Source organism: Roseiarcus sp., assembly GCF_052145395.1.
Classification (GTDB): domain Bacteria; phylum Pseudomonadota; class Alphaproteobacteria; order Rhizobiales; family Beijerinckiaceae; genus Roseiarcus.
This window is the reverse complement of the sequence record NZ_JBKQOT010000339.1, coordinates 1-14,423: the sequence shown is the minus strand read 5'-3', so window position 1 is coordinate 14,423 and position 14,423 is coordinate 1. Positions and strand designations below refer to the sequence as shown.

13 protein-coding genes are annotated in these 14,423 nt (G+C 67.2%); 10 read left to right on the top strand and 3 right to left on the bottom strand.

Features of this window, described 5'->3' with window-relative positions:
• Positions 1–286: 286 nt before the first annotated feature.
• The 8 genes from lpxC (at position 287) to ACLP25_RS11485 (ending at position 8,623) form a co-directional block, all read left to right on the top strand.
• Positions 287–1,231 carry a UDP-3-O-acyl-N-acetylglucosamine deacetylase gene (lpxC, locus tag ACLP25_RS11520; RefSeq protein WP_442469333.1) on the top strand — a complete coding sequence of 315 codons (945 nt, stop codon included), beginning with the start codon at positions 287–289 and terminating at the stop codon, positions 1,229–1,231.
• Positions 1,232–1,461: 230 nt separating this feature from the next.
• Positions 1,462–2,328, top strand: coding sequence for an outer membrane protein assembly factor BamD (locus ACLP25_RS11515; RefSeq protein WP_442469334.1), 867 nt, complete (start codon positions 1,462–1,464; stop codon positions 2,326–2,328).
• Between the two features lie 15 nt (positions 2,329–2,343).
• A complete protein-coding gene (gene recN, locus ACLP25_RS11510) occupies positions 2,344–4,014 on the top strand; it encodes a DNA repair protein RecN (RefSeq protein ID WP_442469332.1) in 1,671 nt (556 codons plus the stop codon).
• 369 nt (positions 4,015–4,383) lie between these two features.
• On the top strand, positions 4,384–5,673 hold the full coding sequence (gene murA / locus ACLP25_RS11505) for a UDP-N-acetylglucosamine 1-carboxyvinyltransferase (RefSeq protein ID WP_442469331.1): 1,290 nt from the start codon (positions 4,384–4,386) through the stop codon (positions 5,671–5,673).
• 3 nt (positions 5,674–5,676) lie between these two features.
• A complete protein-coding gene (locus tag ACLP25_RS11500) occupies positions 5,677–6,132 on the top strand; it encodes a DUF2948 family protein (RefSeq protein WP_442469330.1) in 456 nt (151 codons plus the stop codon).
• A 24-nt stretch (positions 6,133–6,156) separates the two neighbouring features.
• The gene (gene hisD, locus ACLP25_RS11495) at positions 6,157–7,461 is read left to right on the top strand and encodes a histidinol dehydrogenase (protein WP_442469329.1); all 1,305 of its coding nucleotides are present in this window, start codon (positions 6,157–6,159) and stop codon (positions 7,459–7,461) included.
• Entirely contained in the window at positions 7,458–7,946 is a 489-nt protein-coding gene (locus ACLP25_RS11490) for a UPF0262 family protein (protein WP_442469328.1), read from the top strand. The genes hisD and ACLP25_RS11490 overlap by 4 nt, the downstream gene beginning before the upstream one ends.
• Positions 7,943–8,623 (top strand): class I SAM-dependent methyltransferase, encoded by a 681-nt coding sequence (locus ACLP25_RS11485; RefSeq protein ID WP_442469327.1) that lies wholly within the window; start codon positions 7,943–7,945, stop codon positions 8,621–8,623. The genes ACLP25_RS11490 and ACLP25_RS11485 overlap by 4 nt, the downstream gene beginning before the upstream one ends.
• Positions 8,624–8,635: 12 nt before the next feature.
• Here ACLP25_RS11485 and ACLP25_RS11480 read toward each other — a convergent pair whose 3' ends face one another.
• Positions 8,636–9,589 carry an acetyl-CoA carboxylase carboxyltransferase subunit alpha gene (locus ACLP25_RS11480; RefSeq protein WP_442469326.1) on the bottom strand — a complete coding sequence of 318 codons (954 nt, stop codon included), beginning with the start codon at positions 9,587–9,589 and terminating at the stop codon, positions 8,636–8,638.
• Between the two features lie 136 nt (positions 9,590–9,725).
• Here ACLP25_RS11480 and rimO point away from each other — a divergent pair, with 136 nt between their 5' ends.
• Positions 9,726–11,066 carry a 30S ribosomal protein S12 methylthiotransferase RimO gene (gene rimO / locus ACLP25_RS11475; RefSeq protein WP_442469325.1) on the top strand — a complete coding sequence of 447 codons (1,341 nt, stop codon included), beginning with the start codon at positions 9,726–9,728 and terminating at the stop codon, positions 11,064–11,066.
• A gap of 160 nt (positions 11,067–11,226) precedes the next feature.
• On the opposite strand, the gene ACLP25_RS11470 is transcribed toward rimO, so the two are convergent.
• Positions 11,227–11,358: a hypothetical protein gene (locus ACLP25_RS11470; protein WP_442469324.1), complete on the bottom strand. Its 132-nt coding sequence runs from the start codon at positions 11,356–11,358 to the stop codon at positions 11,227–11,229.
• 277 nt (positions 11,359–11,635) lie between these two features.
• Positions 11,636–12,820 (bottom strand): adenylate/guanylate cyclase domain-containing protein, encoded by a 1,185-nt coding sequence (locus ACLP25_RS11465; protein WP_442469323.1) that lies wholly within the window; start codon positions 12,818–12,820, stop codon positions 11,636–11,638.
• 434 nt (positions 12,821–13,254) lie between these two features.
• Here ACLP25_RS11465 and ACLP25_RS11460 point away from each other — a divergent pair.
• A partial coding sequence (locus ACLP25_RS11460; protein WP_442469322.1) for a class I adenylate-forming enzyme family protein occupies positions 13,255–14,423 on the top strand: 1,169 nt, incomplete at its 3' end.

The following is a 14,423-nucleotide window of genomic DNA, read 5'->3' as shown; positions in this document are numbered from 1 at the left end:
CCGCGGCGCCCAGCCGCGGCCGGTCGATTTTTTGCCTAATTATTCGTTAATTGTTTGACCTAACGATCTGAAAATAAACGAGAAAGCAATTATGGCCGGTTTGTAACTTTTGGTCACCAAAGGTGATTTGTCTCCGTCCCCTGCCCCCCGGTATTTTGCCCCGCAGCAAAACGGGTCCGCGCCGCCTCAGGCGAGCGGCCGCGACCATTAAGAGGCGTACCGCCGCGGGCTCATCCCGCCGGACGCCCTGGATCAGGGCCGGGCGAAAGTCCGGAGGCATTTGGCAATGAAGGCTGGTTATCAGACGACCCTCCGCCGCCGCGTATCCATCGGCGGAAATGGAGTTCATTCCGCTGCGCCCGCGCAGCTGGTCCTTCATCCCGCCGAGCCCGACTCGGGCGTCACGTTCCTGCGAACCGGTTTGCCGGACGGCGGAGAGCGCCATCTGAAAGCGCGCCGTTCCAACGTCACCCATACTGCGCTCTGCACCATTCTTGGCGACGCTTCCGGGGCGAGCGTCAGCACGGTCGAGCACCTGCTCGCCGCTTTTTCCGGGCTGCAGGTCGACAACGTCCTCGTCGAGATCGACGGGCCCGAGACGCCGATCATGGACGGCTCCGCCGCCGATTTTGTCGCGGCGATCGATCACGTCGGCGTCGTTCGCCAGACCCGGCCGCGGCGCTGCCTCAAGGTCCTCAAGCCGGTGCGTGTCGAGCGCGATGGCGGCTACGCCGAGCTCGCCCCGGCGGAGCGCGGTTTCCGGCTCGACGTCGAGATCGATTTTGCTTCTCCGGCGATCGGCCGTCAGCGCCTCGCCTTCAACCTCGATCCAACCGCGTTCCGCCGCGAAATCGCGCGCGCCCGCACGTTCGGTTTCGTAAGCGACGTCAAGAAGCTTTGGCAGGCGGGCTATGCGCTTGGCTCCTCGCTCGAGAATTCCGTCGCCATCGACAACGACGAGGTTCTCAATCCCGAGGGCTTGCGCTACGCGGACGAGTTCGTGCGCCACAAGGCGCTCGACGCCGTCGGCGATCTGTCGCTGGCCGGCGCTCCGATCATCGGCGTCTATCGGACCTATCGGCCCGGCCACAAGTTGAACGCGCTGGCGCTCGAGGCGCTGTTCGCCGACCGCTCGGCCTACGCGTTCGTCGAGGCCGGGGTCGCCAAGCCCTTCAAGGGTTTCGGCGTGGGAGCGCATGTTCCCGCCGCAGCTTTCGCCGCCGCCGAGTAGCCTTCACATTGGTTTTTCGCGGCGGCGCTGGCGCTCGGGGCGCCGCGCCGCCACATTTTGCGGCCATTGAACGATTCTCACGTCCGCCAAAAGTGGCGCGCGCCACGGGACTGGGTTAAACACGCGCTGCGCCGCGAAGCGGCCGTCGGGCAGCGGGGCCCGTGCAAACCGTCGAAGCTGCAATCGAGTCCGAACGTATGGTCAAAATCGAACTGGGCGTCACTTCCTCGATGGCCGGCGGGCGGCCGGCGCGCCGAATCCTGGCGGCGGCGGCGCTGGTCGCGGTGGCCCTCACCGCGTCCGCCTGCTCAATGTTCGACCACTTCAATCCGTTCGGCGCGGAAAAATACAAGATGGAGATCACGCCGGACGTCCCGGCGAGCAAGACCTACGATCAGGGCCTCCAGAAGCTGGCGAACGGCGCGCCGAAGGACGCGGCGAAGAAGTTCACCGATCTCGGCAAGCAGCACCCGGATTCCGACTGGGCTCGCAAGGGCCAACTGATGACGGTCTACGCGAATTATCAGGCCGGCGAATACACCGACGCCGAAACCGCCGCCGAGAAGTACCTGAAGGAGTTTCCCAACTCATCCGACGCCGCCTACGTCGCCTATCTGCAGGCCAACGCCTATTACGAGCAAATTCCCGACATTTCCCGCGATCAGGACGCCGCGAACAAGGCGCTCACCGCCTTCCAGGACATTCTCAAGAAGTACCCAAAGTCCGAATATGTGGAAGACTCGAAATTCAAGATCACGGTGTGCCAGGACCAGCTCGCCGGCAAGGAGATGTCGATCGGCCGATTCTACCTCGCCCGGCACAATTACACCGCCGCGATCAACCGTTTCCGCACCGTCCTGCAATATTATCAGACGTCCCGCCATGCGCCGGAGGCGCTCTATCGTCTTGTCGAGGCTTATATGGGCCTCGGAATCGTCGACGAGGCGCAGACGGCCGCTGCGGTTCTCGGCCACAACTTCCCCGACAGCCAGTGGTACAAGGACGCTTACTCGGTCCTGCAAAGCAAGGGCCTGTCGCCGCACGAAGACTCGGAATCGTGGATGGCCAAGATCTACCACGCGGTCGTTCCGTCCTGAACGGAGCCTCTTCCCATGCTCGCGCGCCTCTCCATCCGCGACGTGGTCCTGATCGATCAGCTGGATCTCGAGTTCTCGGCCGGCCTGACGATCCTCACTGGAGAAACCGGCGCGGGCAAATCGATCCTGCTCGACGCGCTGTCGCTGGCGCTCGGAGCGCGCGGCGACGGCGGACTGGTCCGCCACGACCAGAGCCAGGGCCAGGTCACGGCCGTGTTCGAGCTTCCGCCGGGGCACGCCGCCCACGCCCTGCTTGAAGGACAGGACATCGAGATCGGCGACGACCTGATCCTCAGGCGCGTTCAACTCGCCGACGGCCGCACCCGCGCCTATGTCAACGACCAGAGCGTGAGCGTCCAGGCGCTGCGGTCGCTCGCCTCGTCGCTCGTCGAGATCCACGGTCAGCATGACGAGCGCGCGCTGACCGACCCGGCGACGCATCGCGCGCTCGTCGATTCCTATGGAGGACTGGACGCGCAGGCTAAGGCGACCCGGGAGGCATACGCCGCAATGCGCGAGGCCGTTGAGGCCCTGGAAGCCGAGCGCGCGCGCGTCGCCGCCGCGGAGGCCGAGGCCGATTTCGCCCGTCACGCTCACGAAGAGCTGGTGAAGCTCGCCGTCCAGCCCGGCGAGGAGGATGAGCTCGCAGTCCGGCGCCAGGCGATGATGCAGGGCGAGAAGGTCGCCGCCGACATTCGCGAGGCTCGGGATCATCTGACCGGCGACGCGGCGATCCTGCCGATGCTCATCTCCGTCTCCCGCCGGCTGCAACGCCGCATGCCGCAGGCGCCTCAGCTCATCGAGCCGAGCGTGAAGGCCCTCGACGAGGCGCTCGAGGCGCTCGAAGGGGCGACCCGCGCCGTCGAGGAGGCGCTCGAAGCCTCAGCCTTCGATCCGATGGAGCTCGAACGCTGCGAGGAGAGACTGTTCGCCCTGCGCGCGATGAGCCGCAAGCACAACACGCCGATCGAGAATCTGCCGGCGCTGGCGCAGAAGTACGCCGACGATCTCGCCGCGCTCGAGGCCGGACGAGACGAGGTCGCGCGCCTCGAGGGCGAACTCGCCCGCGCGCGGGAGACCTACCACGGCAGCGCCCGCGCGCTGAGCGCCGCCCGCGAACGAAGCGCTCGCGAGCTTGAGACGACGGTGACGGCCGAGCTGCCGCCGCTGAAGCTCGAGCGCGCCGAGTTCCGGGTGGAGCTGACGACCGACGACAGGCTCGCCTCCGCGAGCGGCTACGACCGGGCCGAGTTTCTGGTCCGGACCAATCCCGGCTCGCGGCCCGGACCGTTGATGAAGGTCGCCTCGGGCGGCGAGCTCAGTCGCTTCTTGCTCGCGATCAAGGTGTGCCTCGCCGAGCGCGGCACCGCGCCGACGCTCGTGTTCGACGATATCGACGCCGGCGTCGGCGGCGCGGTCGCCGACGCCATGGGCCAGCGGCTCGCGCGGCTCGCCGCCCGGGCGCAGGTGCTCGCGGTGACGCACGCGCCTCAGGTCGCCGCCCGGGCGCAGAGCCACTATCGAATCGTCAAGAACGACGTCGGCAAGGGCGAGCGCGTCGTCACCAGCGTGGCCCGGCTCGGGGCCGGCGAACGGCGCGAGGAGATCGCGCGCATGCTGGCCGGCGCCCAGATCACGCGCGAGGCGCGCGCGGCCGCCGCGAGCCTGATCGAGAAGGCCGGATGAACCTTGAAAATCCGGTCCTCTCCGCTCGTACGGGCTTGCTCCGCGAGCCTCCTTGGCCCTATCAAGCCGTCGATCGGAGCGAAATCCGGTCCGTCGAATTCTCAAAGGAACGCCATGAACCCGGACGAAGCCGGGACCTCGATCCGGGATCAGCGGCGGGCGCGACTCGCTGCCTCTCTCCGAGAGAATCTGAAGCGGCGAAAGGCGCAGCAGCGCGCCCGTTCGGCTGAGGCGGCGCCGGCCGCCGACGAGGGACGCCCCGAGTCCGGAGCCGATTCGCATTCGGAAGGCGCCACGGACGCTAACAAGCGCTGACGGGACGGACGCCGGTCGTTTTCACGAAAGCACCAGGGGTCGGAAGGACAGGGAATGGATCGGATTCAAATTCGGGGCGGGGCGCGGCTCAATGGCGTCATTCCGATTTCGGGCGCGAAGAACGCCGCGCTGCCGCTGATGATCGCCTCGCTCCTCACCGACCAGACCCTGACGCTGGAAAACCTGCCGCGCCTCGCCGACGTCATCCAGCTCGCGCGCATTCTCGGCAACCATGGCGTCGACTATTCGATCGACGGCAAGCGCGTCGGCGAAGAGGCCGCGTCGGGCCAGACGGCGCACCTGAGGGCGCGCACGATCGTCGACACGACCGCCCCCTACGAGCTGGTGTCGCGCATGCGGGCGAGCTTCTGGGTGATCGCGCCGCTGATCGCCCGCATGGGCGAGGCGCGCGTATCGCTGCCCGGCGGCTGCGCGATTGGCACCCGGCCGGTCGATCTTCTCCTGATGGCGCTGGAGAAGCTCGGCGCGTCGATCGAGATCGACGCCGGCTATGCGGTCGCCAAGGCGGCGAAAGGCCTGATCGGCGCGGAGATCGAGTTTCCTAAAGTGACGGTCGGCGGGACGCACGTCGCGATGATGGCCGCATCGATGGCCCATGGCGCTACGCGCATTTTGAACGCGGCGCGCGAGCCGGAGATCGTCGACGTCGCCGACTGCCTCAACAAGATGGGCGCGCGGATCCGCGGCGCCGGCACTTCGACGATCGAGATCGTCGGCGTTCCCCGCCTCAACGGCGCGCACCATCGCGTTCTGCCCGACCGCATCGAGGCCGGCACCTATGCGACCGCCGTCGCGATGACCGGCGGGGACGTCCTGCTCGAGGGCGTCAGCGAGGACCTTCTCGAGACCGCGCTCGACACGATCGAGAAATCGGGCGCGACGGTGATGAGCGACAATCGCGGCGTCAGGGTCCGCCGCAACGGCGCGGGTCTTCAGGCCGTCGACGTCGAGACGGCACCGTTCCCGGGATTCCCGACCGACCTTCAGGCGCAGTTCATGGCGCTGATGACGCGCGCCAAGGGGACATCCCGCATCACGGAGACGATTTTCGAGAATCGGTTCATGCACGTGCAGGAGCTCGCCCGGCTCGGCGCGCGCATCAGGCTCGACGGGGAGACGGCGATCGTCGAGGGCGTGAAGCGGCTCCGGGGCGCGCAGGTGATGGCGACGGACCTTCGCGCCTCGGTGTCGCTGGTGATCGCGGGGCTGGCGGCCGAAGGCGAGACCGTCGTCAATCGCGTCTACCACCTCGATCGCGGATTCGAGCGGCTGGAGGAGAAGCTCGGCGCGTGCGGTGCGGACATCACCCGGATCGTGGGCTGAACGATGACCGCGGGCGACGACAGACTGAAGCTCATGGCGCTGGACCGGGAAGGCCTCGACGTCATCTCGGCGCATACGCAGAACACCTGCGTCAAGCGCGCCGACATGGTCTGGCTGCCAAAGCAGCGGCGTTTCGTCGTCGCGGGCATGCGCTACGACTGGGTCCGGGCGAAAACCGGGCCGGCCGAGCGCGTCTCGAGCGTGCTCCGCTTCGACCGGGTGCTGAAAGTCTCGCGTCTGGGTCTCGCAGACGATAACAAGGGGGCGACGCTGAATTTGCTGGCGGTCACGTTCGAGAAGACCGACCCCCCGGCGGGCATGATCATGCTCGCCTTCGCCGACGGCGCGCTGGTGCGCCTCGACGTCGAATGCGTGGAGGTCGAGCTTCGCGACATGGAGCTTCGCGCGCCGGCCGAGAGCTGTCCCGGTCACGCGCTGTCGGACCCGTCGACGGTCTGAAGGGAAGCGCGGCGGAGAAGGTTTATGGCGGTTGAACTCGATATGGGGTCGCGGGACTTCGAGGCGCGCTTTGCGGCGCTCCTCGGCGCCAAGCGCGAATCCGCGGCGGACGTCGACGCGACCGTCGCCGCGATCATCGACGACGTCCGCGCGCGGGGGGATGCGGCGCTCGCCGATCATTCGCTCCGGTTCGACCGCGTCGACATCGCGGCCAAGGGGCTGGAGATCGGCGCCGCGGAAATCGACGCGGCGATGACGGATTGCGACGCCGACGCGCTCGAGGCGCTCGAACTCGCCCACGCCCGGGTGACGGACTACCACGAGCGCCAGAAGCCGGCCGACCTCCGCTTCACCGACGCGCTCGGCGTCGAACTCGGCTGGCGCTGGCGGCCGATCGACGCCGTCGGCCTCTACGTGCCCGGCGGCGCGGCAAGTTATCCATCCTCGGTCGTGATGAACGCGGTCCCGGCGAGAGTGGCGGGCTGCCGGCGCCTGGCGATGGTCGTGCCGACGCCCGAGGGACGCATCAATCCGCTGGTGCTGGCCGCCGCGCGCATCTCGGGAGTCGACGAGATCTACCGGGTCGGCGGGGCGCAGGCGGTCGCCGCGCTCGCTTACGGCACCGAGACGATCGCCCCCGTCGCCAAGATCGTCGGTCCCGGCAACGCCTATGTCGCGGCGGCCAAGCGCCGCCTGTTCGGCGTCGTCGGCATCGACATGATCGCGGGACCGTCCGAGGTCGTCATTCTCGCCGATCGAACCGCCGATCCGCGTTTCGTCGCCGCCGACCTCCTCGCCCAAGCCGAGCACGACGCCGCCGCGCAGTCCATTCTTATCACCGACGATCCGGCGCTCATGCGCGCCGCCGCGGCCGAGGTCGAGCGCCAGCTCGCCGACCTGCCGCGGGAAAAGATCGCCGGCGCGAGCTGGCGCGACTACGGCGCGATCATCCTCTGCCCCACGCTCGAGGCGGGGCTGCCGCTCATCGAGCGCCTCGCGCCCGAGCACCTGGAGATCATGGCCCGCGACCCCGAGGCGCTCGCCGAAAAAATCGTCAACGCCGGCGCGATCTTCCTCGGGCAATACACGCCCGAGGCGATCGGCGATTATGTCGGCGGATCCAACCACGTCCTTCCGACGGCGCGTTCGGCGCGGTTCTCCTCCGGGCTCGGGGTGCTCGATTTCATGAAGCGTACGTCTCTCATCAAATGCGACGCCCGGTCGCTTGCCGCGCTCGGTCCGGCGGCCGTGACGCTCGGCCGGGCGGAGGCGCTCGAGGCCCACGCCCGATCGGTGGCGATCCGGCTCGCCGGGGAGGCGAGCCCGTGAACGCCAGGAATGAAGAACTCCGCGATCGGCTGAGCGAGGTCTTCCTCGACGAGGACACCATTCCGCGCGGCGCGATCGACGAGGACCACGAGCGCGCTGTGGCGATCTTCGACCTGGTCGAGGAGAATTCTTTCGCCATCCCCGGGCGGGACGAGGGCCCCTATACGATGACGATCTCGCAGGAGGAATCGAAGTTCACTTTCGACGTCCGGACCTCCGACGGCGAGCAGGCGGTGTCGATCGTCGTCTCGATGACCCCGTTCCGGCCGCTGCTCAAGGACTATTTTATGGTCTGCGAGACCTACTATTCCGCGATCCGCACCGCGAGCCCGCGGCAGATTGAGGCGATCGACCGCGAGCGCACCATGCTGCACAACGAGGGCGCTGACCTGATGGCCCAGCGCCTCAACGAGAAGGTGACGATCGACCAGGGCACTGCGCGCCGGCTCTTCACCCTCATCTCCACCCTGCGCTGGAAAATATGAGCGCCGCGGTTTCCGCGAAGCGCGACTTCATTTTCGCCAATACCCGTCTTCTCGTCCCCCCGCTCGTCCCGGAGCTGCGGCTTTGGCTCGCCGACGAGGCCGTGCCAATGTGGAAGAAGACCGAGGAAGAGCTCGGCGAGATGGGCCTGCCGCCGCCATTCTGGGCTTTCGCCTGGGCGGGCGGCCAGGCGCTCGCCCGCTACGTCCTCGACAATCCGGCGCTGGTGCGCGGCAAGCGTGTGCTCGATTTCGCCTCCGGCTCGGGGCTTGTCGCGATCGCCGCCGCGCTCGCCGGGGCGGCCTCGGTCGAGGGCTCCGACATCGACGCCTTCGCCGTCGCGGCGATCGAGGCCAATTCGGCCGAGAACCGCGCCGCCGTGACCGCCCGGCTCGAGGACCTGACCGGCGCGGACGAAGGCTGGGACGTGGCCCTGGCCGGCGACGTTTCCTATGAGAGGGACATGGCCGAAGCCGTGACGAACTGGCTTGCGGGGCTCGCTCAGCGCGGCGCGACCGTGCTGATCGGCGACCCGCAGCGGACCTATCTCGCGCTCGACCGGCTGGAAAGCGTCGCCGAGTATGGCGTGCCGGTGACGCGGGAGCTGGAGGATTCCGAGATCAAGCGGACGGGCGTTTTCCGGTTCCCGCGCCCCCGCGACCGGTCTCGCTCGACTTGAGGGGCGGCGCCCCTACACCTTCCGCCCGATGGCCAGGAATTTTTCCGCGCGCGCCTCGCGAAGCTGGTCGGGGCTCATGTTCTCCATCGCCTGTAGCGCTTCGGCGATCGCCGCGCCGGTCGCGATGACCGCCGCCTCCGGGTCGCGGTGCGCCCCGCCCAGCGGTTCGGGCACGATCCCGTCGACGATGCCGAACTTGAAAAGGTCTTGGGCGGTGATCTTCATGCCCGTGGCCGCCTCCTGCGCCTTGGACGAATCGCGCCACAGGATCGAGGCCGCGGCCTCGGGCGAGGCGACGCTGTAGATCGCGTGCTCGAGCATGAGCACCTTGTTGGCGGTGGCGATGGCGATCGCGCCGCCTGAGCCGCCCTCGCCGATGATCACCGCGACGTTCGGGACGCCGAGCGCGAGGCACGCGTCGGTCGAGCGGGCGATCGCCTCGGCTTGGCCGCGCTCCTCCGCGTCGACGCCCGGGAAAGCCCCCGCGGTGTCGACAAGCGCAATCACCGGCAGCTCGAAGCGGTCGGCGAGTTCCATCAGCCGCACGGCCTTCCGGTAGCCCTCGGGGCGGGCCATGCCGAAATTGTGCCTCACGCGGCTCTCTGTGTCGTGGCCCTTTTCCTGGCCGATCACGACCACCGACGCGCCGTCGAACCGGCCGAGGCCCCCGACGATCGCCTCGTCCTCGCCGAAATAGCGGTCGCCGGCGAGCGGGGTGAAATCGGCGATCAGGCCCTTGAGGTAATCGGAGCAGCGCGGCCGGCCCTGCACGCGGGCGACCTGTGTCTTCTGCCAGGGGGTGAGGGCGGCGTAGAGGTCGGCGAGCGCTTTTTCCGACTTCGCCTCGAGCTTGGCGATCTCCTCGGCCAGCGCCGGCGAGTCGCCATGTTCGGCCACCGCCCGCAACTCGTCGATGCGGGCGTCGATGTCGGCGACCGGCTGTTCGAAACTGAGATAGGTTCGCATCAAGACCTTACCGCGGACCGCCCCAGCCCAGGCGGCGCGGGAAACTGGCCGCGACGGCGCGGGAAGTCAAGGCGGCAGGAGCCGTGCGAACGCCGTTCGCCTTGCCGCGGGCGCCGTCGCATGGCAAGCGGACGCGATGACCGACCTCTCAACCCCGGATGCGCGCCCCGCCCCGCGCATCTCCTTCGTTTCGCTCGGCTGCCCGAAAGCGCTGGTCGACAGCGAGCGTATCCTGACCCAGCTTCGCGCCGAGGGCTACGAGCTTTCCCGCACCCATACGAACGCCGACGCGGTGATCGTCAACACCTGCGGCTTTCTCGACAGCGCCAAGGCGGAATCGCTTCAGGCGATCGGCGCGGCGATGGCGGAGAACGGCCGAGTGATCGTGACCGGCTGCATGGGCGCGGAGCCGGAAGCCATCCGCGAGGCCTTCCCCAACGTGTCGGCGATCACCGGCCCGCAGGCGTTCGAGAGCGTGATGGCGGCGGTTCACGTCGCTGCGCCCGCGCCGCACGATCCGTTCGTCGACCTCATCCCCGAGCAGGGGGTCAAGCTCACGCCGCGCCACTACGCCTATCTGAAAATCTCCGAAGGCTGCCACAACCGCTGCACCTTCTGCATCATCCCTAAGCTGCGCGGCGACCTCGTTTCACGCCCCGCCGGCGATGTGCTGCGCGAGGCCGAGAAGCTGGTCAAAGCCGGCGTCAAGGAGCTGCTCGTCATCTCGCAGGACACCAGCGCCTACGGGCGCGACATTCGCTACGCGACGAGCCCGTGGCGCGACCGCGAAGTCTCGGCGCGCTTCCTCGATCTCGCGCGCGAGCTCGGCTCACTCGGCGCCTGGGTGCGGTTGCACTACGTCTACCCTTATCCGCATGTCGACGACGTGATCGAACTCATGGCGGAGGGCCGCGTGCTGCCTTACCTCGACGTGCCGTTCCAGCACGCGTCGCCCAAAGTGCTGAAGGCGATGCGGCGGCCGGGAAACCAGGAAAAGACGCTGGAGCGGATCAAGGCGTGGCGCGCGATCTGCCCCGACCTCACGCTGCGCTCGACCTTCATCGTCGGCTTTCCCGGCGAGACGGAGGAGGATTTCGAGACGCTGATCGCCTGGCTCGACGAAGCCAAGCTCGACCGCGTCGGCGCCTTCGTGTACGAGCCGGTCGCAGGGGCGGAGGCGAACGACCTCGGCCTCGCGCCGGTCCCGTCGGAGGTGAAGGCCTCCCGCCACAAGCGCCTCATGCTGCGGCAGCAGGCGATCAGCACGAGGAAGCTCGCGGCCAAGGTCGGCAGGCGTTTCGAGGTCGTCGTGGACGAGGGCGGCGCGCACGCGGCTCGGGGCCGGACCAAGGGCGACGCGCCACAGATCGATGGAACCGTGCATATCGCGACCCGCCGCCCCTTACGCGCCGGCGAGATGGCGACCGTCAAGATCGACCGGTCGGACGCCTACGATCTCTGGGGGACCGCGGTGTGATGCAGCGCGGCTTCGCTGATCCTCGCTTCCCTATCTGCAGGTCCGCTCGGCTCATCGGCTGCGTTCAGGCGAGAACGCACTAAGTTGAGATTTTCTAGAAAAAGGCCGAGAGCGCTCTTGGCGCTTTTCCACATATGGGGATCGTTCTGGCCGACGCCGGCTACGGCTGCGACGGCGCATTCCGCGCCGGCGTCGCGTTGGCGTCGAGGCCTTGAGCGACGACCACCTGCGCCCCGGCGTCCACAGCCGCCTGCGCGTTGTAGCCTTGGATGAAGCCGTCCTTGGTCTTCATGATGCGGCCCCCGGGTCGCAGCCCGGGGGTTCTTCTGCGCTTTCGGGTCGGGGGCTTCCGAGGGCGGGGCGGCGGGTCTTCCGGGTTTCTTGCGCCCTTCGCGGGAGAAAGACCGTGAGGGTCATCCTGACCTGCCAGATGACGTCGATTGAGGGTTGTCGTTGGAGAAGCCCGACGCGCTGCTGAAGCCAGGCGTTCAGCTCCTCTTGGCGCGCAAGCGCCGCGTGAAGTCGAAGCGCGGCAGCGTTTTGATGATTGAGCCGCGGACGCGCGAGCGTCATCCCTTCAAGCCATAGATCAGCTGCTTCTCCGCGACGCCCTTGAGTTCGAACTCCCCCAAATACTCCGCCTCGACGCCGCTTTGGCGCGCGAATTCCGCCGAAAGCAAGGGCGAGCGATCGAGGTTTTTGCACATCGACTCGATGCGCGAGGTGAGATTGACCGCCGGTCCGATCACCGTGAAGTCGAGCCGCGCGTCGCCGCCGATGTTGCCGTACATGACATCGCCGACGTGCAGCGCCAGGCCATAACGGATTCTCGGCTTGCCGGCGGAGGCGCGCCGGTCATTCTCTTTATTCACGGCGGCCTTCGCCACCCGGACGGCGGCGAGCGCGTTGCGACTGGCGACGACCGCGTCGTCCTCGACGGGAAAGATCGCCAGCATGGCGTCACCAATGAATTTCAGGACCTCGCCCCCATTCGCCTCGACCGCGTCGCACATCGGCCCGAAATATTGATTGAGCACTTCGATCAACTCGTCGCGTGGCAGGCTTTCGGAAAGGCTGGTGAAGCCGCGCAGGTCGGAGAGCCAGATCACGGCGCGGATCGTCTCGCCCATGCCGCGCCGGATTTGTCCTGCGAGAACCCGGCCGCCGGCCTGGCGGCCGACATAGGTGTCGAGAAGCGTGCGCGCCATGCGCCGCAACGCCTGAATCTCCAGGTTCGAGGCGACGGCGGGCGTCATCGCGGTGAACAAAGTGAGCTCGTCGTCGGAGAATCCGCCGTCCCGCGCCGTGGCGAGCGACAACGCCTTGTTGGTTCCGTCGCTGAACGGCACGGGGAGAACGGCATAATCCGTCATGCCGGCGCCCCGCAGCTCTGTGAGAATGGGAAATTCCCGCTCCGCGGCGGGCGCCGTCAGTCGGGTGCGAAAGGGACGACCCTCGTAGGCGCTCTTGATCGGGCTGTTCGCCAGAATGGCGTCCTGGCTCGCGTCCGCCCGGTAAAGCCGCTCCGTCACGCCCCTCCCCCGCTCCCAGAGGCCGCTGTAGGAGAAGAACTGCGGGTGCAGGACCGGGACGCCGGTGGTGATTCGCGAAATATCGACGCCGGCCTCGATCAGGCGCGCAGCGAAGTTTTCGAGAAAGCTCTTTGGGTCCGTCATGCGGCGACCCTCCCTCATCAGCCAGCGGATGACGGGGCTCTCCTCCGAGCTGACGCTCACCGGCGCACCGTGGGTCACATGTTTTCTCCGTCGCTTCGCCGGCGCTCGCCCGCCGTCGGCCGCGGACCTGAAGGCAGCCCACTCTGGGGGTCGATCGCCCGCACGGGCTTCACAAGCCTAAGCGGTCTTGTCTTCAATCAATTCCAAAGGTCGGCTTCCCAGCCAACGGTTTCGATAAGTTTGCCGCATCGTGTCCCAACTTGGTCGAGCAAATGACCGGTTGAGAGCGCTGAAAAATTCCGCGCCGCTGAGCCGCGCGCCGCTGGCCCCGCCCGACGCGGTCAAACGCCCCTATCGCCCAGCGCCCAACGTTATGCCAAGCGCTCCTCAGGGACCACCGGAGACAGCCCAGACACTCGGGCAGAATCAGACGCGTGGCGAAACGGATCATTCTCCGTGATAATACCGGCCACGGCTGTTCGAGTATCGACAACAGGTTGGAGGACTTATTCATGAACATTGGCGCCCTGCTGCCGCGTCACGCCCGCTACCGGCCTGATCATCTGGCGCTGGTGGCAGGCGACCAGCGGCTGACCTACCAAAAACTGAACGCTGTCGTTAACCGCTTGGCGAACGCCCTACTCGCCAACGGCATCGCCAAGGGCGAGAAGATCGCCACCGTTCTGCCCAATTGTCTGGAGTTGATGACCGCCTACTGGGCTGCGGCCAAGACCGGCATCGTCATTGTCCCGATGAGCACCCTGATGCAGGACCATGGGCTGGCGACCCTGTTGCAGGATTCCGATTCGGTCGCCGTGCTGGCCGACGCGTCCTTCGCCGAAATCCTCAACCACATTCGCGCCGAGTTGCCGGCAATCCGGTCTGACCGCTTCGTGCTGGTCGGCTGTCAGGGGGAGGCGCCGCCGGGTTTTCGCACCTTCGAGGACTTCATCGCCGGGGCCACCGTAGACAATCCCCCCGATCCAGGACTGACCAACGCGGACGTGTACAACATCATGTACACCAGCGGCACCACGGGCGCCCCCAAGGGCATCATCCATACTCACTACGTGCGCGCCATGTACTGCACGCTGTTCGCTTCGGCCTGGCGGATGACGCCGGAGAGCGTGGCCCTTCACGCGGGCGCCATTGTCTTCAACGGCGCCATGCTGGATCTGATGCCATGGATGTACCTTGGTGGTACGTATATATTGCACGAGACATTCAACGCGGAGCGGGTGATCCGGGATATCGAGCGGGAACAGGTGACCCACACCGTCATGGTGCCGGCCCAGATCATCGCGGTGCTCAACAGCCCGGCCTTCACGCCCGAGGCGCTGGCGTCGCTCGAGATGATCCATAATGTCGGGGCCCCGCTGCCGCTGAAATACAAGCGCCAGCTGAATGAATTGCTGCCGGGCCGGTTTTATGAGCTCTACGGGCTGACCGAAGGGTTCGTCACCGTTCTCGACAAGCATGACGCCATCCGCAAAGTGGGGTCGGTAGGAGCGCCGCCATCCTTCTTCGAGATGCGAATCCTGCGGGCGGACGGCGCGGAGTGCGCTCCTGGTGAGGTGGGCGAGATCTGCGGCAAGGGCCCCATACTCATGGCGGGTTACTACAAACGTCCCGACCTGACCGAAAAGGCCATTGTCGACGGCTGGCTGCACACCGGCGACGC